Annotated in this window: 21 protein-coding genes; 10 read left to right on the top strand and 11 right to left on the bottom strand. The window is 46.3% G+C overall.

Annotated elements, in window-relative coordinates; all coding sequences use genetic code 11:
• Positions 1 to 16: 16 nt before the first annotated feature.
• The 6 genes from AB4Z08_RS16460 to AB4Z08_RS16485 form a co-directional block, all read right to left on the bottom strand.
• Positions 17 to 3,178 (bottom strand): efflux RND transporter permease subunit, encoded by a 3,162-nt coding sequence (locus AB4Z08_RS16460; protein WP_441574853.1) that lies wholly within the window; start codon positions 3,176 to 3,178, stop codon positions 17 to 19.
• A gap of 37 nt (positions 3,179 to 3,215) precedes the next feature.
• Positions 3,216 to 4,355: an efflux RND transporter periplasmic adaptor subunit gene (locus AB4Z08_RS16465; RefSeq protein ID WP_441574854.1), complete on the bottom strand. Its 1,140-nt coding sequence runs from the start codon at positions 4,353 to 4,355 to the stop codon at positions 3,216 to 3,218.
• Positions 4,356 to 4,600: 245 nt separating this feature from the next.
• Positions 4,601 to 5,026, bottom strand: a complete 426-nt coding sequence (locus AB4Z08_RS16470) for a VOC family protein (RefSeq protein ID WP_441574855.1) — start codon at positions 5,024 to 5,026, stop codon at positions 4,601 to 4,603.
• Between the two features lie 105 nt (positions 5,027 to 5,131).
• Positions 5,132 to 6,238 carry an ABC transporter permease gene (locus tag AB4Z08_RS16475; RefSeq protein WP_441574856.1) on the bottom strand — a complete coding sequence of 369 codons (1,107 nt, stop codon included), beginning with the start codon at positions 6,236 to 6,238 and terminating at the stop codon, positions 5,132 to 5,134.
• Positions 6,239 to 6,252: 14 nt separating this feature from the next.
• A complete protein-coding gene (locus AB4Z08_RS16480; RefSeq protein ID WP_441574857.1) occupies positions 6,253 to 7,020 on the bottom strand; it encodes a DUF1295 domain-containing protein in 768 nt (255 codons plus the stop codon).
• Positions 7,017 to 7,997: an NAD-dependent epimerase/dehydratase family protein gene (locus AB4Z08_RS16485; RefSeq protein WP_441574858.1), complete on the bottom strand. Its 981-nt coding sequence runs from the start codon at positions 7,995 to 7,997 to the stop codon at positions 7,017 to 7,019. The genes AB4Z08_RS16480 and AB4Z08_RS16485 overlap by 4 nt, the downstream gene beginning before the upstream one ends.
• Positions 7,998 to 8,100: 103 nt before the next feature.
• Between AB4Z08_RS16485 and AB4Z08_RS16490 the strand changes: the two genes are divergently transcribed.
• From AB4Z08_RS16490 to AB4Z08_RS16505, 4 genes are all read left to right on the top strand, one after another.
• A complete protein-coding gene (locus AB4Z08_RS16490) occupies positions 8,101 to 8,931 on the top strand; it encodes a helix-turn-helix domain-containing protein (RefSeq protein ID WP_441574859.1) in 831 nt (276 codons plus the stop codon).
• A gap of 411 nt (positions 8,932 to 9,342) precedes the next feature.
• Positions 9,343 to 10,239: an SMP-30/gluconolactonase/LRE family protein gene (locus AB4Z08_RS16495; protein WP_441574860.1), complete on the top strand. Its 897-nt coding sequence runs from the start codon at positions 9,343 to 9,345 to the stop codon at positions 10,237 to 10,239.
• Positions 10,240 to 10,295: 56 nt separating this feature from the next.
• Positions 10,296 to 10,658: a hypothetical protein gene (locus tag AB4Z08_RS16500; protein WP_441574861.1), complete on the top strand. Its 363-nt coding sequence runs from the start codon at positions 10,296 to 10,298 to the stop codon at positions 10,656 to 10,658.
• Between the two features lie 66 nt (positions 10,659 to 10,724).
• Positions 10,725 to 11,366 (top strand): murein L,D-transpeptidase catalytic domain-containing protein, encoded by a 642-nt coding sequence (locus AB4Z08_RS16505; RefSeq protein ID WP_441574862.1) that lies wholly within the window; start codon positions 10,725 to 10,727, stop codon positions 11,364 to 11,366.
• Here AB4Z08_RS16505 and AB4Z08_RS16510 read toward each other — a convergent pair.
• The gene (locus AB4Z08_RS16510) at positions 11,349 to 12,353 is read right to left on the bottom strand and encodes a phosphotransferase enzyme family protein (protein ID WP_441574863.1); all 1,005 of its coding nucleotides are present in this window, start codon (positions 12,351 to 12,353) and stop codon (positions 11,349 to 11,351) included. The genes AB4Z08_RS16505 and AB4Z08_RS16510 overlap by 18 nt on opposite strands.
• 47 nt (positions 12,354 to 12,400) lie before the next feature.
• A complete protein-coding gene (locus AB4Z08_RS16515; RefSeq protein WP_441574864.1) occupies positions 12,401 to 12,937 on the bottom strand; it encodes a GNAT family N-acetyltransferase in 537 nt (178 codons plus the stop codon).
• Between the two features lie 52 nt (positions 12,938 to 12,989).
• Here AB4Z08_RS16515 and AB4Z08_RS16520 point away from each other — a divergent pair, with 52 nt between their 5' ends.
• On the top strand, positions 12,990 to 13,655 hold the full coding sequence (locus AB4Z08_RS16520; protein WP_441574865.1) for a YiiX family permuted papain-like enzyme: 666 nt from the start codon (positions 12,990 to 12,992) through the stop codon (positions 13,653 to 13,655).
• Positions 13,656 to 13,753: 98 nt separating this feature from the next.
• Here AB4Z08_RS16520 and AB4Z08_RS16525 read toward each other — a convergent pair whose 3' ends face one another.
• Positions 13,754 to 14,188 (bottom strand): SRPBCC family protein, encoded by a 435-nt coding sequence (locus tag AB4Z08_RS16525; protein ID WP_441574866.1) that lies wholly within the window; start codon positions 14,186 to 14,188, stop codon positions 13,754 to 13,756.
• A 55-nt stretch (positions 14,189 to 14,243) separates the two neighbouring features.
• On the bottom strand, positions 14,244 to 14,579 hold the full coding sequence (locus AB4Z08_RS16530) for an ArsR/SmtB family transcription factor (RefSeq protein ID WP_441574867.1): 336 nt from the start codon (positions 14,577 to 14,579) through the stop codon (positions 14,244 to 14,246).
• Between the two features lie 151 nt (positions 14,580 to 14,730).
• Between AB4Z08_RS16530 and AB4Z08_RS16535 the strand changes: the two genes are divergently transcribed.
• From AB4Z08_RS16535 to AB4Z08_RS16545, 3 genes are all read left to right on the top strand, one after another.
• Complete coding sequence (locus tag AB4Z08_RS16535) at positions 14,731 to 15,507, top strand: GDSL-type esterase/lipase family protein (RefSeq protein WP_441574868.1); 777 nt, start codon at positions 14,731 to 14,733, stop codon at positions 15,505 to 15,507.
• Positions 15,508 to 15,693: 186 nt separating this feature from the next.
• Positions 15,694 to 16,638 (top strand): DUF6929 family protein, encoded by a 945-nt coding sequence (locus AB4Z08_RS16540; RefSeq protein ID WP_441574869.1) that lies wholly within the window; start codon positions 15,694 to 15,696, stop codon positions 16,636 to 16,638.
• A gap of 32 nt (positions 16,639 to 16,670) precedes the next feature.
• Entirely contained in the window at positions 16,671 to 16,973 is a 303-nt protein-coding gene (locus AB4Z08_RS16545) for a hypothetical protein (protein ID WP_441574870.1), read from the top strand.
• Between the two features lie 85 nt (positions 16,974 to 17,058).
• Here AB4Z08_RS16545 and AB4Z08_RS16550 read toward each other — a convergent pair whose 3' ends face one another.
• A complete protein-coding gene (locus tag AB4Z08_RS16550; RefSeq protein ID WP_441574871.1) occupies positions 17,059 to 19,461 on the bottom strand; it encodes an FtsX-like permease family protein in 2,403 nt (800 codons plus the stop codon).
• A 458-nt stretch (positions 19,462 to 19,919) separates the two neighbouring features.
• On the opposite strand from AB4Z08_RS16550, the gene AB4Z08_RS16555 reads away from it, so the two are divergent.
• The gene (locus tag AB4Z08_RS16555; RefSeq protein WP_441574872.1) at positions 19,920 to 23,186 is read left to right on the top strand and encodes a SusC/RagA family TonB-linked outer membrane protein; all 3,267 of its coding nucleotides are present in this window, start codon (positions 19,920 to 19,922) and stop codon (positions 23,184 to 23,186) included.
• A 12-nt stretch (positions 23,187 to 23,198) separates the two neighbouring features.
• Positions 23,199 to 24,671, top strand: coding sequence for a RagB/SusD family nutrient uptake outer membrane protein (locus tag AB4Z08_RS16560; RefSeq protein ID WP_441574873.1), 1,473 nt, complete (start codon positions 23,199 to 23,201; stop codon positions 24,669 to 24,671).
• Positions 24,672 to 24,683: the final 12 nt, after the last annotated feature.

Raw genomic sequence — 24,683 nt, forward strand, 5'->3', positions numbered from 1 at the left:
CGAACAGGATAGTTTTTTAAGATGCAGGTTGCTCCGTATGCGGAGGAATATCATTTTCTTCCTCTTCCTTTTCCGGTGCACGTTGTATTTTTTCCTGCAGTGTCTGGAAGACGATAAACAAAGTAGGCGTAATGAATATACCGAAGACTGTTCCCACGAGCATACCACCTACCGCACCTGTTCCGATAGAGCGGTTACCGTTGGCGCCTGCACCACTGGCAATCATGAGCGGTACCAGTCCCAGTATGAATGCAAAGGAAGTCATCAGAATGGGGCGTAACCTGGCCTGCGCACCACTGACCGCTGCTTCGGCTATGCTCATTCCATTGCGTCTTCGCTCTACCGCATATTCTACTATCAGGATCGCATTTTTCGCAAGTAACCCAATCAGCATAATCAGCGTGATCTGCACGTAAATATTATTGCTGATACCAAACAGTAAAGCAAACAGGAAGGCGCCGAAAATACCTACCGGGATCGCCAGTAAGATGGCAAACGGCAACAGGTAACTTTCATACTGGGCGCTCAGCAGCAGGTATACGAATATGAGACACAGCAGGAAGATAAAGATGGTTTGACTACTGCCGGCCAGCTCCTCTCTTGTAATACCGGAAAACTCAAATCCGAAACCCGTTGGCAACGTTTCTGCGCCCGATTCCTGTATGGCCGCAATGGCCTGCCCGGAGCTGTAAGATGGATTCGGTGTGCCGCTGATACTAATAGAATTGAACAGGTTGAAACGCGTGATGGACTGCGGGCCGTACGTTTGCGATAATGTAACAAACTCCGTAATCGGCACCATCACGCCCTCTCCGGTGCGCACAAATACAGCATTCAGACTTTCCTGTGTCAACCGGTATTCAGGCGAAGCCTGTACCATTACCCGGTATTGCTGCCCGAACTGATTGAAGTTGGACGCATAGATGCCGCCATAATATCCCTGCATAGCATTGGTAATATCTGTTACATTCAGTCCCGCATCCTTGATCTTTGGCACATTCACATTCATCAGGTACTGCGGAAAGTTGGGATTAAAGGAGGTCGTGGCAAACTGTATCTCCGGGCGCTGCGTCAGCACGCTGAGAAAATCCTTGTTCACTTTGTAAAAGTGTGCAATATCGCCACCCGTTTTATCCTGCAGCTGGAAAGCAAATCCGTTCGAAGCGCCAAAACCCTGAATGGTTGCCGGTGCAAAGAACTTTATCTCTGCTTCGGTCATGTCAGCAGACTTCTTGTTTAATTCTTTGATGATCTCCTGTATGCTTCTCTTTCGTTGATCCCAGGGTATCAGTCGCATTACCACCATGGCATAGTTACTACCTGTTCCGGACAACTGTCCGCGACCGGTAACGGCCAGCACATTATTGATTTCAGGTATGGTGGCCGCCAGCTTTTCTATTTTACGTGTTACAATATCTGTCCGCTGCAGAGAGGCATCGGGAGGCAAACTGATGTTACAGTTAATCGTACCCAGATCTTCTTCCGGCACAAAGGCGGTAGGCGTCATCTTCGCCAGTATAATCAGTCCGGCAGTAAATAACGCGAGCACCCCAAGCGGGATCCATTTCCGCCTGCTGAAAAAAGTAAGGGTACTGGTATATCGTTTAGTGAGCCTTTCAAAGGCCACATTGAATGCCTGGTAAAAACGCTGCAGGAAGTTCATTTTCTTCGTATGGTCGTTTCCGTGAGGCCGCAGGAAAATGGCACAAAGTGCAGGGCTCAGGGTCAGCGCATTAATGGCCGACAACACAATGGCAATGGCCAGCGTAAGACCGAACTGCTTATAGAAAATACCAGAGGAACCACCGATAAAACTCACCGGAATAAATACGGCAGACATCACCAGTGTAATAGATACGATGGCACCGGATATTTCGTCCAGGGCGTCTATACTGGCTTTGCGGGCCGACTTATACCCCGTATCCAGCCTGGCATGCACGGCCTCCACGATCACTATAGCATCATCCACCACAATTCCGATGGCCAGGATCAGTGCAAACAAAGTGAGGAGGTTAATGGTGAAGCCAAACAATTTCAGGAAAAAGAAGGTACCTATAATCGCTACCGGAACAGAGATGGCCGGTATCAGCGTAGAACGAAAATCCTGCAGGAAAATAAATACCACCACAAACACCAGGATAAACGCTTCAAATAAGGTATGCAATACCTTGTCGATAGAGGCGGTCAGAAAGTCGTCCACGTTTTGCAGCACCACATACTTCACACCTTTGGGGAATGTTTTGGAAGCGGCTTCCATTACCTTCAGCGTTTGGGTGATGACATCACGTGCATTGGAACCGGCCACCTGCGCCACACTCACGGATACCGCCGGATAACCGTTGGTACGGGTACTATTGAAATAGCTAAGCGCCCCCAGTTCTATACGCGCCACATCCTTCAGTCGCAGCAAACGGCTGCGCAGATTAGACCGCAATACAATGTTGCCGAACTGGGTAGTATCTACCAGGGTACCAGGATATTTGATAACGTACTGGAAAGCCTGCCCACCACTTTCGCCGAATTGCCCGGGAGCGGCCTGAATATTCTGTTCAGATAATGCCGCGGTAATATCTGCCGGTATCAGTCCATAACTGGCCATGGCCTGTGTATTCAGCCATATGCGCATGGAATAGTCCATGGACCCTGAAGCGGAAGCATCGCCAACACCGGGAATACGTTTGATCACCGGAGTGATATTGATATCTGTAAAGTTCTGTAGAAAGGTCTGGTCAAAAGAAGGATTGGTACTGTATACAGAAAAGATAAGCAGGTTACTGGTTTGCTTTTTCTGTACGGTAACGCCTGAACGGGTGACCTCCTGCGGGAGTAACGGTGTAGCCCTTGCTACTGCATTCTGCACATTCACCGCGGCCATGTTGGGATCGCTGCCAATCTTAAAACTCACCGTAATATTGGCGGAACCATCGTTGCCGGCAGTGGAAGTGATATAGTCCATATTTTCCACCCCATTGATCTGCTGTTCCAGCGGAATCACCACACTTTTCAGCACTACATCCGCATTGGCGCCACTGTAAGAAGTTTGCACCTGGATGGTCGGTGGGGCAATATCAGGATATTGGGAGATGGGGAGTGATACCAGCCCCAGTATACCCAGCGTGACTATAATGATGGATACAACTGTTGACAATACCGGCCGCTCTATAAATCTTCTTAACATGTTATTATTTTAATGGATCGGGTAATGATCCTATTGCTCAGAGACTGTTATACACGCTGTCTGCATTCACCATACGGGGATTAATCACCTGGTCTTCCCGCAGGTTGCTGATGCCGTCGATCACAATTTTATCGCCTTTTTTTACGCCATGTTGCACTACGAAGGATTGTCCGGCTGCAGCGGCGTTGGAGCCGATATCTACGGACTTCACTTTATTGTCGGCATCGAGCACATACACAAACAGTTTGCCCTGTATCTGGTAGGTAGCCTTCTGAGGCACCAGCAGCGCAGTATCTATGGTCTGCGGAATGCGTACAATGGCGCTGCTGCCGCTGCGTACCAGTCCATCAGGATTGGCAAAGGTGGCCCGCATATTCAGCGCACCGGTGGAAGGGTTAATTAATCCACTGGCCGTTTCCACCCGGCCCTTGCGGGGCAGCACAATACCGTTGGCCAGCACCAGGGTTACCGGCGGCATGGTGGCCAGCTTATCCTGCATGGTAACGCCTTTGGACGACAGGAAGAAATCCAGCCCCTGTCTTTCATTGATAGAAAAATAAGCGTAGATAGTAGAAATATTGGAAACAGTAGTCAGCGGATTAGTAGTGGTACTGTTGACCAGGCTGCCTATTTTATAAGGAAGTATGCCTATCACGCCGTCAGCGGGGCTGTTGATGATAGTATAGCTTAGATTGGTTTTAGCATTATTGAACGCAGCATTCGCCTGGGCCAGCGCAGCTTGTTTGGATTGCAGATTGTATGCCGCGGCTTCCAGTTCATAGGCGCTCACAATATCTTTTTCTACGAGTGGTTTTACCTTGTTAACCTGCATCTGCGCCGCATTTACATCGGCTACTGCAATTTTTATATTGGCTGCTGCCGTATTTACATTTTGTTCATATTGCGGGGCGCTGATCCGGAACAACAACTGTCCTTTTTTTACGGTAGCTCCCTCATCAATGTAAATGGCATCTACATAGCCATCGATCTTGGGCCGGATCTCAATATTTTGCACACCCATGATGGTAGCAGGATAATCGGAATTGATGACCGCACTTTGTGGTTGTAGAACGATGACGGGGTAAGGCTTTACAGTGGCTTGTTTACCACCACCCTTATTGTTTTTACAGGCACCCAGTACAAAAAGGAGGACAAGCGCGATAGTAAATTTACTCATAGCATTACGGTTCGTTTAAGAAGATCCATTCTTTTGTTATACAGTAACAGTGATCCCGGTACTTGTGTTCATGGTTACCAGAAATAGTACGGTTTAGACAGCCAGGATGCCGAGGGGTTTATTGCCACAATAGTTAAACACTGTTAAAGCCGGTAGCAGCAAGGGGAGAGAGCAGTAAAAAAGCCGTAAGCTATCTCCCGGGAGATAGCTTACGGCTTTAAAAAAAGGTGAATGGGGAAAGTGGATCAGCCCTGTTGAGCGTAATCAAAATTGATCAGCCATTGTATGCCGAATTGATCAGCAAACATGCCGAAATAGGCGCCCCAGGGAGCTTTACCCATGGGCATATGCACCTGGCCACCGGCGGATAAACTATTAAAGAGGTGGTCTGCTTCCGCTTCGCTATCGGCCTGGATGGCTACGGAAAACTGGTTGCCTGCTGCTATCGGTCCCATACTTTCCATGCTGTCGCTACCCATTAAAATGGTATTTTTTCCGATCGGTAATGCCACATGCATAATTTTGTCCTTTTCGGCCGGCGCGCATTGGTCCGGAGCACCTTCACCAAAACGGACGAGCGTCAGGAATTCGCCGCCGAATGCAGCCTTGTAGCGATTGAAGGCTGTCTCACAATTGTTGCCGAAAGTTAAATAAGGATTTACTGCTGCCATGATAAATTAGTTTTTTGGAATTACTGTTAATGCTCCAAAGGTATTATCCTCCCTGCATACGCATGGAGGTTGGTTAAGACAATCATAGGGGCAATTGCGACATACTTACTCCCATTTGAATAACCTCACGGATAGAATGGCAACAACAGTGGCCCAGATAATCAGTCCCAGCAGCTGTATGGGTATTTGCCAGATATGCAGGCCCTCAAACGCTATTTTGCGCAGTCCGTCTACAAAGAAAGTAAGAGGCAGCATTTCGCAGAAAGTGCGCAACCATACCGGGTAGTTATCAATCGGAAAAAATAATCCGCATAGCAGGATCTGTGGTACCGTCAGCGTGTTGGCTACCGGCGCAATAGAACTTTCATTACGGATCAGGCCACTGATAATAAAACCGATGCCCATAAATATAATCAGTCCGAAAACCGATAGCAGCAACATTTCCAGGAAGGTAATGAAACCATTCACCAGCGTGAAATGAAACGCATAATATCCCAGGGCAGTAATAATAATAAAACAAATGATCTGGAATAACAGGCGGCTGATCATTTCTCCCAACAACAAAAAAGAACGTTTGATCGGCGTTACGTATATGCGTTTCAGTACGAGGGTATTCCGTAAATTAAACAGCAGGAAAGCGGAGCCGAAAACGCCGGCCATCAATAAGGAGAAACCCAGTTGTCCCGGTAAAATAAAATCGATTTGCCGGTACACCCGGCCCGGTATATTTACCGTTCGGATACTGGCTGCTACAGGTTGATCCGGTAATACTTTCCGGTTTACCCCGGTGGCAGCTTCCTGTAACGCCGCCTTTATCAGCGGCAGCTTATCGGCTACAGCACTGCTGCCCAACAGATCGGTACCAAAATGCGGTACGCCATTTACCAACGCCGGTGGATGCAGGTATAAGATGCCCGCTATTCTGCCTTTCTTTAAATCGGCCAGCATAGCGGCAGAATCTTTACCATAAGAAAGATCAAATATAGAAATGGATTTGATGGCAGCATACATCGGACTGCTGCTATCGCTGTGAGGTGATAATACAATTTTTACTTTCACGGCCGTATTGTCCACCATGGCCCCAAATACCGTGACGAAAATGATAGGAAATAATAAGGCAAATACAATGGAGGTAGGACTGCGCAGGGTAGCAATAAGACTCGCTTTTGACAATACCAGTGCTGCTTTAAACTGACTATATTTTTTTGACATACACTTCTTTAAGGTTACCAGATAAAAGGTAATAATGCTTTACGGTTCGCCGGATATTCCGGGAACTGTTGCCGGTACCAGCGGTGATTCGCCAGCGCACGGGGGATGAGATTGGCGCAGGTCCAGATAAAGAATGCCAGCGCCGGTAAACTCCAGGTGAGCAAAGCATAACCACCCCATTCCAGGATTTCACCCGCCAGGTTAGGAGAGGAGATATATTTAAAAAGACGACCAGGCGGTATTTTGTAACCTGTCTCCGTTTTTTTTCGCAACTGTATCAGCTGGTAATCTGCATTCCAGTTAATAAACATGCCCGTGAGAAACAGCAGTACCCCTACGATGAATGCAGGCGTGGTATACCAGTCATCCGGATAATGCCCGAAAGCGGCAAACCAGATGCCCAGCAGGGAGCCATTGACCGTATTAAACAGCATGGCAGACAACATAATCACCACCGGCATCTTTTTACCTTTGGTACGTATCATGAACGGATATACGAAACTACGGTGGAGGTAATGCAGCAGGAATAAAAAAATCATGACGCCGGCGGGACTGCGCCAGTTGAATGTTTTAACAGGTATCCAGGTAAAAAAAGAAACCAATACGGTGGCTTCCATCAACAGCCACCCGATTTTGTTGCTGATCATGGGGCCCCATTGTTCACTGCTGTAGCGGCCATAAGGCGCTTCTTTGCGTAACAGGTATAATCCGGCGCCGATGCCGGTAGCTGCCCAGCAGCAAATAAAAGCAACATATCCTTTCAGTGGTAAATAGTCAATCATTTGATAGCACCTGTTTGTTTAAACCAGTCAATGGTATCCTGTAAGGTTTCCGTAAATGCACGGGGCTGGAACTGAAGCTCCGCCTGTGCTTTTGAATGGTCTATTTTTTTATTACTGTAAATAAGGTTGTACACAGACTGTCTCGTATAAAAAGGAGGTCCACCACGGAGGGCAGCCAGCATTCTCACCAGGGGCAGCATACTGAATACGAGCCACAAAGGTACTACCGGCAGCGATATTCTTTTACCTTTTATCCGGCCCGTTTCTTTACTGAGGGTTACCAATGAAGCCCATGTGCCGCTCAGCAGGTATACTTTACCGGCAGTACCCCGGCTGACAGCATTAACAATGGCGCCGGCCACATCTCTCACATCTACAAAATCAACACCGCCGGGAAACAGGGCCGGTATTTTTCCATTATAAATATTGACTACTGCTTTGCCGATCAGGGAGGGCTGCTGATCATAAGGTCCCATCACAGCGGTGGGCGCCAGTACAATCACTTCCATGCCATTGCCATTATACTCCAATGCTATGGCCTGAGATACCGCTTTGGAATGGTCATAGCTGTGCTGCACATCTGATGCGGGTCCGCGGCTTTCATCCATCCGTTCTTCATACGGCGCCTGGTTAAATGCCGTCACAGAACTGAGATGAATAAACTTTTTAACGCCTGCCTGCATAGCCGCTGACGCAAGCAGACGGGTACCGCCAGTGTTGACCAGAAAAAGATTTTCGTCCGGTTTATCATCTACAGAAATCATAGCCGCCAAATGTATTACTACATCCACATTGGCTACAAGTTCCTGCAGGCTTTCACCATCTAACAGGTGCCCATATACGAATTCAATGCCATCGGGCGGATTTGCAGGTGGTTGCTTACGGGTAAGTACGCGTAGTGTATGTGCGTGGGATAGCAATAAAGGAGTCAGTACAGTACCTATATAGCCAGATGCGCCTGTTATTGCAATTTTCATCTTAAATATCAAATGGGTTTAATCCGTAAAAGATAAGGCAAATCGGTAGCATTGGTCGCCTTTTTTAATATATTAGCAGCAAAGCCTATAGCTGAGCATAACAATGAAATCAAAAGTTTACAAGCCGCATCCGGCTTTGCAGGATCTGGTCAATTGTATAAGTATTTATGGGGTAGACTTCACTCAAACCCAGGCCTTCACAAATATCTACAGATTTGTGCCTGCTTATCAGCGTTATATCATTTTCTACCTGGAAGACCCGATTAAAGTACGCAAGTCAGGCGATGATGATTTTATTACCAAGGCCACCTGCGTGACTATTGGTCCCCAGGATCAGACGGTAACACTCGACATGGGAATTCATCACCTGGCAGTATGTATCGCCTTTCAACCAGGTGGTTTGCACCGGCTTTTAAAGGTGCCGATGTCTGAACTTTACGGGGAGGACTTAGATACCCGTTTGTTGCTGGGCAATCAGGAAATAGCGGACATCACGGAGCGACTGAAAGAAGCGGATAACTGGGATCACATGGTAAGTATCACAGAGTTTTATTTGCTGAGAAAAGTCACCCAATTAAAGCCTTTGTTGCCGGTAGACCAGGCGATGGCTGCGCTGGTGAGCACTTCCGGCAATGTTACGATGGAAGAGCTGGCTTCTGTAGCGTGTCTCAGCCTGAGACAGTTTGAACGAAAGTGTATAGAACGCCTTGGCATGCCGCCCAAGCAATATGCCAGCCTGATCCGGTTCTGTAAAGCTTATCAGCTGAAAGAACAGTTTCCGGAGAAAACATGGACTGAAATAGCTTACAGCAATGGCTATTATGATCAGATGCATTTTATCAGGGACTTCAAAAAATTTGCAGGCATTACCCCGTCATTTATTGATGAGGAAGAACTGAAAAACACCATAAGACTACATAAATTAATGAGGTAAGCAGAAAAAAGATGTCGTTTTTGTACTATGTAGCTATTTCTTCTCTGGATAACTTTGCCCCGTAATCAGCTGGAAAACTGTTAGCACATCAAAAATACCTGACTGGAACGCCATTCTAAAATCGGGTAACAAATCATCCAGCATTGTTTACCCCAAAATATTTCCAGGCTGTCTTCACGATTAATGTCAACGGTTAACTTATTATCAGACTACATTATTTTATATTTTGCTTCTTGAGGCTGGTTATTTTAATGACCGGTAAAATGGCCGCGTTGATTCGTGGCCGATTACTTTGTGGGATAAACGTAGTCATACGTTTATCCCTTTTTTTGATGCCTGTGAAGAGACTGGATTTTTTTAGTAAAAATTCTCCGCCATAATTATTACAATTGTGGAAATAGAAGAATCATTATGCGATTGAGATTTTATTCCACGTTATTACTTTGCATAGGTGGTATCCATGCCATGGCGCAGGATTCTCTTCCTCCCACCGTAGCTGAAAATGCCCGCCCTGAGCTGATTTCAAAACAATTTGCGTTTACGGAAGGCCCCGTGACGGATAAAAAAGGGAACCTCTATTTTACAGATCAGCCCAATGATAAGATCTGGAAATACAATACCCGCGGACAATTCTCTGTGTTCCTGGAAAAATCCGGTCGCTCCAACGGATTGTATATGGATCCCAAAGGCAATATCATTGCCTGCGCAGATGAGAAAGATGAGTTATTATCCATCTCTCCCAAAGGGAAAATAAAAATACTGGTAAATAATTTCGGGGGACACCGGCTCAACGGGCCCAATGATGTTTGGGTAGCGCCCAATGGCGGCATTTATTTTACAGACCCTTACTATCAGCGTGATTACTGGGATCGTAAACAACCGGATATAAAGGAAGAGAGAGTATACTACCTGGCCCCAGGGACTAAAATACCTGTGATTGCCGCCGCCGATTTTGTAAAACCTAATGGGATCATTGGTACCCGCGATGGTAAACTGGTGTACGTAGCAGATATAAATGGTGGTAAGGTGTACCGCTACGATGTCAATAAAGACGGCACCCTGTCCGGTCAGCATTTAATGGCTTCCAAAACAACAGATGGCCTGGCGCTCGACAGCGAAGGCAATCTGTATCTCTGCGGTAGCGGCATTACGGTGATTAACAAAGAGGGGCAGCAAACAGGTCATATCCCCATCCCGGAAGGCTGGACGGCTAATGCCTGCTTTGGTGGAAAAGATAATAATATCCTGTTTATTACAGCCGGCAAAGGACTTTATATGCTGAAGATGAAAGTAAAAGGAGGGGAATAACGGCCTTAATTTTACGGGAAGTTGTAATATTGCGTTTTGAAACTAAAAACAAGATTATGTCAGTTGCGATGGATATCATGCGTGCCCTGGACCCTGCAGGTTTGGAAAGGTTTAAAATTAACCTGGATACACCCGTGCAACCGGAAAAGATTGGAGAAGTGTGGACCCTGAAAGTGGTGCCGTTTGAGCATACCGAAACAAGCAGGAAGGCATTTAACCAACTGTTTGATAATCAGAAAACCGCTAAATCATGGGTGGTAGAAAATAAAGAAGAAGCCATTGCGGTGGTGCAGGAACTTTACCTGCAATACGCCGATAAACTGCCGCAGCCTTTTGATGCAGCACAACTGAACATCGAAAATTATCCTGCCACGGGCCGTTACTCTATCCTCATTCATATTAAAGAGATCTGGGAATAATCATGATGTCTCCGCAAAAAGTTTGCGGAGGCATATGGAAAATACAGCTGGCTGCATCTGTAAAATATGCAATTCAAAAAAGGAGGCAACTCATGGTCGCTGGTATGGCTGCTGGCAGGTTGTTTGGTTGCCTGTAACGATAAAAAGAAAGAGCGGAGTAATGCTTCCATAGTGACCACCCCGCCTTTGCCAGTGATGGCGCCTGATCCGGATGTACTGCGCCATAAAGCAGACCAGCTGCAGCAATATGCAGCAGCGCATGGTTATAATACCCGTTACGCTTTTCTGGCAGACTTTAAAGTATTTTCCGGTGGTAAAAGATTTGTTTGCTACGACCTTCTGCATCACAAAATAATCAGCACCGGTTTAGTGTCACACGGACAAGGCCCCGACTTCAGGGCCGAGAAGGTCGTCTTTTCCAATGTTTCTGGTAGTCGTTGTTCTTCACTGGGTAAATATCGTATAGGCGGCAAGTATAGTGGCCGCTTTGGAACGGCATATAAATTATACGGGTTGGATAGCAGCAACAGTAATGCGTTTAACCGGTTTGTGGTGTTGCACAGTTATCCCACTGTTCCACTCACCGTGCAAAATGAAGGTATTGTACGCAGTGATGGTTGCCCGATGCTGAACCCGGATTATTTTGCCACCCTGGAACCTTACCTGGATAAGGCTTCCCGCCCCATATTGCTATGGATTTACCGCTGATGCAGCCGGCAGGTACAAGTCATAATAACGTTTCACCAGCACATTGATAAACCTTTTCAGATAGGCTTCATTCAGGAAGGAGTTAGACCAGTTATCATAACGTTTGCATTGTATGCCAAGGTAAAAGAAATACATGCATACTCCCAACACGGGCAATAAACGTTTTTCTTCCGAGGGGATAGGCATCACCGAGGTATAGCCGTCCAGGAAAGCATCCATCTTTGCCTGGCATTCCGGCATTTCCCGGAGTACACTATGCAGTTGCAAAATGTAGTAGGCAATGTCCAGGCATTGCCAGCCGTTACCACAAAAGTCGAAATCAAAAAGGGTAATATCTCCCTGCTTATTGATATTCATATTATCAAACCAGATATCCATATGCACTACGCCCTGCCTGATAGCGGAGGTATCTGCGTCCAGCAATTCCTTCAGCAGGTATTGCTGGGTACTGCGCATAAATGCCATTTCCGGCGTATCTGCTTCGAGGAATTTGTTGATATAAGGCATCGGATCCTCGAGCAGGGTAGTGGCGGTATAAGTGATCCGGTTTAGCGGGAAGTTTTGCGTAAGCTGGTGCATGCGGGCCATGACGGCGCCGGTTTTGAAATGAATTTCATCCGCATAGGAATGCAGTTTTTCCCCTGCCGCAAAAGTGAACAGCACTCCGAAACGCTCACCTTCCGGGGCATTGAGCGTTTGCAGATAATGTCCGTTCTTATCTGCCACCGCGGAAGAAACGGGTATTCCATGATCCTTCAGGTGTTGCAGGAGCCGGATTTCTTCCTGGATCTCTTCCGGTGTTCTCCAGTTCAGACTGTATACGCGGAAAACATATTTATCCGAAGCGGTTGTTACCTGGTAGGTATCATTGATACCTGCTTTGATCAGGTGGCAGTCAACACCTGGCGCCAGATCATACTGCGACTGCAGCAACGGAGCCAGGTGAGCAGCCGAAAGTTGGGAATTGGAAACCGGAAAATGATTCATGGGGTGCGCTTAAAGTGAAAAGGGGCGCAAATATAATCAAATATTTCTTATTGCGCTTTAGGCAATGGTAAATCCAGCCGCATCAGAATATCCGTTTGCTTTTCATCACCCAGCATAAAAGGATGTTTATTGAATTCGAAAAATCCATTTTTTTCATAGAACGCAATTGCTTTGGTATTATGCTCCCATACACCCAGCCACAGGAAAGGGGCTTTGATCTCGTTGGCTGCATTGAGCGCATGACTGAACAACAGTTGACCGATTTTCTGACCCTGGTGAGACTTTAATACGTATATGCGTTCCAGTTCTACCGCCCTGCTGTTGAAGACTTCGGTTTGTGCTCCCTTGTAATTCAGTTTCATATAACCGATGGGCTGGTTTTTCAGCATAGCAAAGAAAAACTCGGAATCGGGGTTACTCATTTCGGACGACAATTTAGCGATACTGAGGTTTTCCTGCAGGTAATGCTTCATGTTTTCCGGGGTATTGTCAGCAGCAAAACTCTCCTGGAATGTTTGTCTGGCAATTTGTTGTAACAGTTCTACCTCCGCAGTGATGGCGGGCACGATAAGTATAGTATTCATTTCTTTTTAGCTTATTGATAATAGAATTTATTTTTACTTTAAATTTCCGGGTATGTCTATGTTCAGAAAAACGATTATCACTATTCTGCTGCTACTTGGTGTAGCAGGATCCTTACTGGCCGCACGTACTTTCATTGCCGGCCATCTTTTCACGAAGAAGATGACTACCGTACCGGATGTACGGGAAGGCGATATTATTTTTCAGGTATCGCAATCGGGCTTAAGTACGGCCATTCAATTGGCAACGCATTCCAAATATAGTCATTGCGGAATAATTTTTAAGAGAGATGATGATCAATGGTACGTATATGAGGCATTGCAACCAGTGAGATATACGCCACTGCGCGAATGGATAGCCCGGGGGAAGAAGGGGCATTATGTGGTTAAGCGGCTCAAAGATGCCGCCACTGCGATTACACCGGCAGTGATCAGGAAAATGAAGGCCGCTGGTAAATCATTCAATGGGAAAGATTATGATTTTTATTTTGGCTGGTCAGATGAACGGATTTACTGTTCTGAACTGGTATGGAAAATTTATAAATCCGCTACAGGATTGGAGATAGGGACCCTGCAAACCCTGAAGGAATTTGACCTGAGCAGCACTGCGGTAAAACAGCAGATGAAAGCCATTTATGGCGATCACATTCCGTTAGACGAAAAAATAATTTCCCCGGTAAGTATGTTTGAATCACCGTTGCTGGAGGCAATTAAGAATTAGGAATTACGAATTAGGAATTACGAATTACGGGATTTAAGCAATTGGTATTCGCTTTCAGTCCCGTAATTCGTAATTCCTAATTCCTAATTCTTTCTTCTTTATTTCGCCAGAAAATCAGGCAGGGACTTACCCAGAATATGATTCCAGCCTGATGTAAAGCTTTCCACCGCAAATGCAGCATCTGCTGTAACCGGGAATGTATGCAGTCCGGTATGTGTTAACTTCAATTTTGTTTTGTTGCCTTCCGGGAATAGTTCCCAGGTCACTTCTGAATCGCCTGGATAACCTTCATATCTCCAGGTATAGCTGAGCTTTTTAAGCGATTCTACGGCCGTTACTTTACAGCGATGCAGATATTCTTTCTGCTCACCATCTTTTCCGGCGCTGAAGGTAAATTCAAAGCCTACTCTGGCCTCAAAGGCAGGTAGCTTAAAATACCATTGCTGTAGTTTTTCATTGTCTGTAATGGCTTCCCATACTGCTTTTACAGGTGCATTCAATGTACGTTCAACAACGAGTGGAGTGTTACTCATGGAGCACTATATTTTATAAATGAATAGATATTGACGGGTGTTTGATACCGACAGCTTATTCCGACTGTTTTTTCCTGCGGGGACGAGATGGCTTAGCCAGAAAGGATTCCAGGTCATCCAGCTTACCCGACCAGAAAGCATGGTACTGCGCCGTCCAGTCTGCCACCGTTTTCAGCTGTTTTAAATCAGCGCTGCAATAGCGCTCCCTGCCTTCCTGTTTAATCGTCACCAGTCCACATTCCGTCAGAATCCGGATATGCTTGGAGATGGCGGGACGGCTGATATCAAAATTATCAGCGATGCTGTTGAGGTTTAAAGAGGCGTTTGCCAGTAACCCAATGATCTGCCGCCGGGTTGGATCTGCTATTGCCTGAAATACATCTCTTCTCAAGTGGTTTGTTTTTAAATTGTGTAACCTTTCGGTTACAAATATAAGTAACCATTTGGTTACGCAAAATTTTTTTTTCGAAAGACAGCTTCCTGTAAAAAATGCATAATTATCCGCTGAACATATTATTTTACACGATTCAATGCTTATTCATATGATGAACAAACTATCTTTTGCCCTTTGCTTCTTTTTCCTGTTGTCGGGCATTACAGCCATGTCGCAGTCAAAAAAACTGAACATTGTTTTTATCGGAAACAGTATCACACAAGGCGGGGGCCTGGCACATCCGCAGCAGGACGCGCCACCGGTAAAAGCCTGGGAATGGCTGAAACAAGCCATGCCGGATGCCGTGATCAACTACAGCAACCAGGGCGTGAGTGGTTCTACTACCGTTGATTTTCTGCCCGCCACCAATCGTTTATTCAACAACGTTATAAAAGCAGCTGATGCCTTTAAAAGCGATAAAGACGCTACACTGGTATTTTCCATGGTACTCGGTACTAACGATAGCGCCATAGAAGGACCTAATGGCTCACCTGTATCCCCGGCAAATTATAAAGTCAATGTAAAGACGATCCTGGACCGCCTGTTAAAAGATTATCCCGGGTGTATCATCATTTTGCATCATCCTACCTGGTATAGTCCCAATACACAAAACAGTTCCCGCTACCTTGCAGAAGGACTGGCGAGACTACAATCCTATTTCCCGGTATTAAATACCATTGTCGCCGAGTACCGTACCACCCATCCTAAACAGGTATATATCGGTTACACCGGCGGATTTAAATACTTTGAAAAACATCCGGAACTATTTATACAGGAACAAGGTAAAGCGGGCATCTTCCAACTGCATCCCAACGAGCAGGGAGCCGCGCAACTGGGCGTTTTCTGGGCAAAGACGATAAAATCAGTAGTCACCCGGTTAAAGTAAAAATATGCGTGCAGGATGGCTTTTGATATGGCTGCTGATAGGTTTCAGCAGTGGGGCACAGGATCGCTGATAAACTGCGTACCTGCCGCCCCTGGTAAATGAAGGGCACGGCATACAGTTTTTGTATAAAAAAAAGCCGGAGATTTACACCTGGCTGCTGCAGCAACATAAATAACAGGCTATCGTATGAAAGCGGGGATTACATTATTATATACATTACTACTGCCGGATTTTCCTTCTGCCTCGGCAGTGGAATACCTCAACGGAAGATTATACCTGATAGGCGATGACGCCACCTGCATTTTGGTGCTGGACCGTAATTATCAGGTTATTAAAAGTGTGCCGGTTGCAGATGCCCCAGGTAAAAGAATCGCTAAAGCGGAGAAGCCGGATTATGAAGCTTCAGCGCTCATCACGCTGCACGGACAAGCCTATTTGCTGGCATCCGGCTCATTGGCTACGGAAAAGCGTCGTCAACTGCTGCTGCTGCCGTTACCAGGCGGAGTAGAGGAGGAGGCAACAACAGGTACACAAGTCTTGAATGCCCAGGCGGTGAACAACATACAACGAATCAATTACCAGGATGCTTTCATCTCGCAACTGATCACAAGTGGCATCAGCGAACTAAACATAGAGGGCGCTACCGTGATCGGAAATACCCTGCTGCTCAGCAACCGGGGCAATGAGTCTTACCCGGTTAATCAGCTAATCCTTGTCCCCAATGGTTTTTGGGAGCAGGAAGTTGTTCCTGCATTTTCCGTACTACCGTTAACGTTACTAACGCCTACGCCTGTATTTGCAGGAGTATCTGATTTGTGTTACGTACCGGACAAAGATCTGCTGTTATGTACTTTGTCATCAGAGGCCACTACCAATGCCTATGACGATGGCGCCATCGGCGACAGTTATATTGGATGGATAGCGGATATCTCTCAAAAACTCATCCACACGTCAGTGGCAATGGATGGGTGGCTGAACCTGGCGGAAGCGGATCCCGTGTTTAAAACGGAAAAGATAGAAGGCATTTGTGTGGAGCAGATCATGGAGGAGGAGCTGATTCTTCACCTGGTATCCGATAATGATGGCGGAGAGAGCCGGTTGTTCAAAGTGGCCTTTTCACTGGAGGCATAAAGTGATTTCTGTAAAATTAATACCTTCGCAATATGGATATAGAATTTGATGAATCAGGACTTGCTGTGAAATATGATGAGGACATTGATGATACCCTTTCCTGGGGAGATGTGGTCCGTATTTCAGGCTATAAAGTATATGCGTATCCGGGAGAAGCTACCTTTCTGGTATTTGAGGCGGCTGACGGCGAAACATTGGAGGTATCCGATGAAATGAGCGGTTGGCTGGAACTCCTGGGTGGATTGCATAATATCTTTAAGTTGTCGCCAGGTTGGGAAGAAGAGCTGACAGACATAGAACCGGGTGGAGAGGATGTGATCTTTTTTACGAAGTAAATCCGGTTACAGCAGTAACGGGGGAGTATCACGCATTTTGCTTAATGCCAGCGTCAGCAGCGTTCTGTGCTGACGCTGGTAATAATTATTCTGACTTCAAACTAGTTACCGGATTCGCCAGCGCGGCTTTTACCGCCTGGAAACTCACGGTGAGCAAAGCTACCAGCAATGCACCTCCTCCTGCTATCATGAATACCCATGCACTCAGCGGAACGCGGTATGCAAAATCCTGCAGCCAGCTACTCATCGCCCACCAGGCCAATGGGAAAGCGATTGTGGCAGAGAGGATGACCAGCTTCAGGTAATCTTTTGATAATAGTTGAACAATACCGCTGATACTGGCGCCTAATACTTTCCGGATGCCTATCTCTTTGGTACGCTGTGCTGCAGTGAAAGAAACGAGTCCAAACAACCCCAGACAGGCAATGCCAATGGCAAGGATGGAGAACAGCATAAAGAGCTCACCCAGTCGTTGTTCTTCCTGGTATTGACGGTTAAAAGCTTCGTCCTGGAAGAAGTAATCAAATGACATAGAGGGAACAATTGCCTGCCAGGTTTTGCCCAGACCAGCAACGGTAGCTGCAGTGTTACCTGTATTTATTTTTATGCTGATATAATTCAGCCAGTTAGGATTATAAAATATAGCCATGGGCGTTACTCCACGTTGCAGAGAGTTGAAATGAAAATCTTTGTATACACCGCATATGGTCCCCCAACCCCAGTCGAATTCCTGTCCCAGTGCATCTTCCGGCTTTTTCCAGCCGAAGAAGGGGAGTGCTGCCTCGTTGATCATAATATCGCCGGATTTCCGGGAGGTATCTTTTACCATGCTGCACTGCCGACCTGCCAGCAATTTGATGTTATAGGTCTGGAAAAACTGATCATCTGCGGACAGTAACCGGGTATCTGTTTTTTTTGCAGGATCATTTTTTAGCCGGAGGAGGTTATTCCCAAACTCCTGCCCCGGCACGTTACCTGATGCAGTAATAGATAAAACACCTGCCTGCTCCTTAAATTTTTCCACCAGTGCTTTGATATTTTTGCCAGCTTCCCCACCCTTGGCAGGTATCACCAATACCTGCGACTGATCAAAACCCAGGTCGTAGTTTTTCATATATTGGAGTTGCCTGTATACCACAATAGTGGCGATGATCAGCAGGATGGAAATAGAAAACTGGGTTACCACCAGGGCGTTCCGGAGGAAATGACTTTTCATTTGCAGTCCGCTCCGCTGTACCATGCGGGAAGGGTTAAACCCGGACAGGACAATAGCCGGATAAACACCGGCAAGCAATCCAATCAATAAACTAATGCCAAACCCGGCACCTAAAATACCTGGTTGCAATAAGGCCACTATTGTAAAATTCTTATCCGCAATATGATTGAAAGAGGGGAGGAACAATACCACCAGTAACAGCGACAGCAGGAAAGCCATCGTACTCATCATGCCTGCTTCTGTCATAAACTGTAAGATGAGCTGGGAACGTCTGGCACCGATTACCTTTCTTACACCTACTTCCTTAGCCCGCGTAGTGGCCCTGGCAGTAGCCAGGTTGACGAAATTGATGCCTGCAATCAACAGGATGAATAATGCTACGAAAGATAGGATACGTACATAGTAGGCGTCCCCGTTTTTACTGAGTTCATAACGAAGATTCGAATGCAGGTGTATGTCTGCCAGTGGCTGTAAAAAGTACGTATATACTTGTCCGTTGGCCTTTATTTCATCACCTACATATTGATAGGCAAGATACCTGATCTGCTTGTCGAATGCGGTAGCTGACGTACCTGGTTTTAGTTTGATGAAGGTTTGCACCACAGTACCATGCCAGTTATCATTGTTGCGTTTGAACCATTCCTGGTTACGGAAAGATACTGCGGAGACGATAAAGTCTGGTCTGAAATAGGTGTTGAAAGGAATATCTCTCAGTACACCGGTTACCCGATAGTGTTTTTCATTAATCGTCAATATTTTATTGAGATAGTTACTGGCATTATTTTCTTTTCCAAAATATTTCTCCGCTTTGGCAGCTGTCAGTAAAATAGCATCCATCTCATTCATGGCCGTACGTGGATTGCCCGCCAGCAAAGGATAGGGAAGTACTTCGAGCAGGTTGCTGTCTGCCAGGTAAACAGCTGTTTCAGGAATCTGTTTTTGCGTGCCGGTACTGACTACTGAATTCTTTATATAATCAAAAATGCGTGTAGCCGATGCCACCTGTGGATAGGCGAGCACGGCCTGCTTTAGGTTACCCGGTGTGGAGGAGAACCGAAGGGCGTCGTTGGTTTGAGTCTTCACTTCTTCAGCAATTCTGTATACCTCCTGTTGCTGAGGGATCCATTTGTCATAGCTGTATTCATCTGTCACATAAATCGCAATAAAGAAACAGGCGGTAAGCCCCATCGTAAGCCCGACGAGATTCAACAGACTATGTGTGATATTTTTCCGGAAATTCCGCCACGCGATTTTTAGTTGACTTTTAAACATGGTGTGTGATGTTGTAGACTTGCAACGGCTAAGTAAATGCCAACTTCATTGATGTTGATTATCAATATGTAGCATCTGAAATTTCCATTGCCCGCTGTCCGGTTTTAACGGTGAATGTTCATTATCGGACACCATTCATAATGCCAGTCTCTGATGATTACCTCATCCTGAACTTTCCCTGAAATTTACCGGCTGTGTAATTAATGGTGGTATTTCTTCTGCTGCAAAGTAAATTTATCTACCACAAAAATAACTATTTTACATTAGTCTATTAATTTGGTAGACTAAAAACTTGTTGGTACTTTTAACGCTGAATTGAAATCTGATATCGCGATTCAGCTGTAGTCGGTTTTAAACAGTTTTATCAACCGGCCCTCGTACATCGGTGAGCATCCAGAAGCGTGCTTTCTCTTTTCGCAGGCATGGCAACAGCCTGGGCGGGGCCTCAAACATTACCTATGGATTCTTTTTACTTTCGGTCTTTTAAAGAAAAATGGCGGAGCACATTTTTGCTCATTGCCTTATTGACGCCTTTATACCTGCTGGCGCAGGAAAAACGTGCAGGCGTTACCGGTATCGTTCAGAATGAACGTCATCAGGGAGTGCCTGGCGTATCTGTAGTGGTGAAAAATGAAACCACCGGCGCCACGGCATCCACACAAACCAATGGCAGCGGCGCTTTTCGCTTCACGAACCTTGGTGTTGGTGGTCCCTATAGTGTGCAGTTTACTTCTATTGGTTATGAACCTGCCCTGGTAGCGAGCCTTACTTTGTCAGAAGGACAACCGCAGCAGGTAAACATTACACTTAAAGAATCTACTTCTTCCCTTAACCAGGTAGTAGTGGTAGGATACGGTGTACAACGCCGCAAAGAAATTACAGGGGCAGTAGCTTCCGTACGTGCCGCTGATCTGAAAGATCAGCCGGTGACCAGCTTCGCACAGGCTATTGCAGGTAAAGTACCTGGTGTACAAGTGCTCCAGAATACCGGCGCGCCCGGTGGCAGCATCAGTGTACGCATCAGGGGGCTGAACTCTATCTCCGCAGGCATCGATCCATTATACGTGGTGGATGGAATTCCACTCTCCAACGATCTGAAAAACCTGCAGGGATCAACAGATGTGGTGAACATTACCGGGCAGGCATCTTTCCAGAAATCTCCGGATCCACTCAGTACGCTGAATAGTGATGATATTGCTTCCATCGATATCCTGAAAGACGCTTCCTCTGCATCTATATATGGCTCCAGGGCGTCTAACGGCGTGGTGCTCATTACCACCAAAAAAGGCAAAACATCCGGACCGCCATCCTTCGGATATAACATGTACGCCGGTTTTCAACAGGCCAGCAAAAAAATAAAACTGATGGATGCCTATGAGTGGTCGAAGTTCAGCTTTGATGCAAAGAACAACGCCTACCTGGATTTCAAACCATCCGGAAAAATTACAGACGATAACGCCACCAGAGGTAATTCCAATTACCAGATTGCACCCGAAATACTGCCTTACCTGGCAGGTAATCAGGGACTCACCAATACCGACTGGCAGGATGCGCTGTTCAGAACAGCGCCCATTCAGAATCATACCCTGTATGTTTCCGGCGGTAGTGATAAGTTCCAGTATTATGTTTCCGGTAACTACCTCGATCAAAAAGGAATCATCCTGGGCTCCGGCTATAAAAGATATGGACTGAGAGCTAACCTGACTGCAGAACTTACCCAGAAACTGCGGATAGGCGTATCCGTGAATCCTACCTTTGATCATTATGACCTGATCAACAGTGAAGGCCCCTGGACATTCGATGGTATCCTCAGCAATGCCCTGAAAGCATCACCGGTATTCCCGGTATACAACCCTGACGGGTCGCTGGCTACCAACCGCCAGAATGTATGGGCCTATGGTTACTCCGGTGGTGAAAACCCCGTAGCACTGGCCACACAGATAAAAGATAAAATGGATCATGTGCGCAACCTGGGTAGTGCCTGGGCAGAATATGAAATCATTAAAGGGCTGAAGTTTAAAACATTCTTTGGCTCCGATATCAATCATTTCAGCCGCAATTATTTCCGGCCATCTACATTGGGAAGCTATAAACCAGTACAGCAGGCTGCTCCGACCATTCCAAAGGGATCCGCTCAAACGGCATTATCTACCAACTGGCTCTGGGAAAATACCCTGAACTACCAGTTTAGCATACACGAAAAACACCGCTTTGATGTACTGGCAGGTTATACTTCCCAGAAAAATGTAACCAAAGCCAATGAAACTGATGGCACCGGTTTCCCTAACGATGCCGTACAAACGATAAATGCGGCCACTATCACCAGTGGTACTTCTACAGAATCACAATGGTCGTTGCTGTCGTACCTCGGCAGGGTAAACTACAACTACGATGATAAATACTTTATCTCTGCCAGTATCCGTAGCGATGGATCTTCCCGCTTCGGCGCCAATAACAAATGGGGCTATTTCCCTGCTGTTTCCGGTGGATGGCTCATCAGCAATGAATCCTTCTTTAAAGTGAAAGCTATTTCAGAACTGAAAGCACGGGTAAGCTATGGTACTTCCGGTAATTTCCAGATTGCCAACTACGCCTCCTATGACCTGTTATCCTCAAACGGCTATGTACTGGGTAATGGTAACGGCACATCGGTGAATGGCGTAGGATTATCCCAGCCAGCCAATCCGGACCTTACCTGGGAAAAAACGGTACAGCTGAACGCTGGTGTAGACATCGGTTTATTTTCCAACAGGATTTATCTCAGCGCAGATTATTACCGGGCCACGACCTCTAACCTGTTGCTGAATGTGCCCGTAGCACTGAGCTCCGGCTTTGGCACGGCGTTGAAGAATATTGGTAAAGTGCGCAATACAGGCGTGGAGTTTGGTTTGAATACCCGCAATCTGACCGGTGCTTTTGTATGGAATACCAGTTTCAACATCTCTGCAAATAAAAATGAAGTATTACAACTCGGCGCCAACAATGCACCAATCATCTCAGATGGTGGTAATGGTACCATTTCACAGTTATACATCACTAAAGTAGGATTGCCTATAGGCAGCTATTATGGCTATGTAAACGGTGGCTCATTTAAAGATCAGGCAGCCATAGATGCATATCCCCACTACGCCACCACGAAACCCGGCGATCGTAAGTTTATCGATGTAGACGATAATAAGAAAATTGATGCCAACGACAGAACAGATATAGGTAGCTACTTTCCTAAGTTTATATGGGGGCTCTCCAACGAATTCCGTTATAAAGGATTTGATCTCACCGTGGCGCTGCAGGCGTCAAACGGTAATAAAATAATGAACCTGCAACGCCGCTTCCTGTATAATGGGGAAGGTAATGCCAACCAGATGATTGAGGAGACGGGTTACTGGAAATCGCCTTCGGATCCGGGTGATGGCAATACCATCCGCCCTAACCGCGTAACCACCGGTAACAGTGCGCAACCCAGTTCCTTCTTTGTAGAAGATGGTTCGTATGTGCGTTTACGTAACCTTACCATCGGTTATACTTTTGATCAGCGGTTGCTGAAGAATAAGATACAGGGACTGCGGATTTATGTATCCGGTCAGAATATCTACACCTGGACCAACTACACTGGCTACAACCCGGAAGTGAATGCCAGACCGGATAGCCCGCTGTCGCAGGGAGAGGACTATGGTACTTATCCTTTGCCGAGAACATTCACCGCAGGTATCAATCTTTCATTCTAAAAACAGGAACTTATGAAGTTAAATATCACAAAAGCAATAGCAGGCTTGTCGCTGGTAACGGTTATATCTTCCTGCAGTAAAGATTTTATTAACCTGGCACCGGTATCCAATCAAACTACGGCTACCTTTTTTAAAACAGCCAATGATTTCCAGCAAGGTGTAAATGCTGTCTACGATGGGCTGCAGAGTGCACGCTCTTACGGCAAATCGAGTTATTACCTGATGGAAGTAAGAAGTGACAATACAGATATTCTTGATCGTGGTGCGCTGGGTGGTGTAGCTTCCCAGATAGACCTGTTCACGGAAACCACTACCAATCCCTTCCTCACAGATATATACGCAGGGGCTTATGTAACGATATCACGCGCCAATGCAGTGCTGGATCAGATAGATGCGGCTGCCATTCCGGATTCTTCCAAAAAACAATTCAAGGGAGAAGCACAGTTCCTGAGAGCATTTGTATATTTTGACCTGGTACGTTTGTATGGAAAAGTACCGCTGGTGATTAAAACAGAAACCACAGCCGAAGCGCAGAACGATAAAAGAAATGAAGTAGCGGATGTGTATGCACAGATCGAGAAGGACCTGCAATCAGCTGTCACCTTACTTCCTGTGAGCTACTCCAACGCCGGTGATTACGGCAGGGCAACTGCCGGTACGGCAAATGGGCTGTTGGGTAAAGTATATGTGACGGAGAAAAAGTGGTCTGCTGCAACTGCGGTACTCAAAAACGTTACCGGCTATACGTTGTTAACGGATTATGCCAGTTTGTATAACCCGGCCAATGCTGTCAACAGTGAAGTGTTATTTACTGTGCGGTTTAAGAAAGGGCTGAGTCCATCTGAAGGCAATACCTATTTCACGGACATGGTGCCGTTTTCTTTCTACTATAACGGTGTCGCCTATGGTGGATCCAATAACAACCGGCCTACCAATGATATCGTGTCTGCTTATGAGAAAGATGATAAGCGCCTGATCGCTTCGCTGGACACGGTTTCCTTTAAAAATGCCACCACCACACAGAAAGGGAATTATGTAAAGAAATACCTGGATGTACCTGGTGCTACCGGTGACGGTGGAAACAGTTTCCCGGTATTACGATATGCGGATGTATTGCTGTTACAGGCGGAAGCACTGAATGAGCAGGGATATAGCGCCGCTAACGGCCCTGGTAGTGCTTTTGATTACCTGAACCAGGTAAGAAGAAGAGCTGGTCTGATAGCGAAAACCGCTGCAGACCTCCCTGATCAGGGGAGTTTCCGTGATGCCATTTTTGCAGAAAGAAGGGTAGAACTGGCCTTTGAAAATAATCGTTGGTTTGACCTGATCCGTTATTCTAAAGGATTAGCGATTATGCAGGCACATTTGCAGAAAGAGTATAACCTGGCTACCCCGGTATTGACGCCGGCCCGGTTGCTGTTTCCTATTCCGCAAAGCGAAATAGATATTCACAACGATCCGACCAATTTTCCTCAGAATCCATGATGGCAGGCGGGT

Source organism: Chitinophaga sp. RAB17, assembly GCF_052114225.1.
In the GTDB taxonomy this organism is placed as follows: Bacteria; Bacteroidota; Bacteroidia; order Chitinophagales; family Chitinophagaceae; genus Chitinophaga.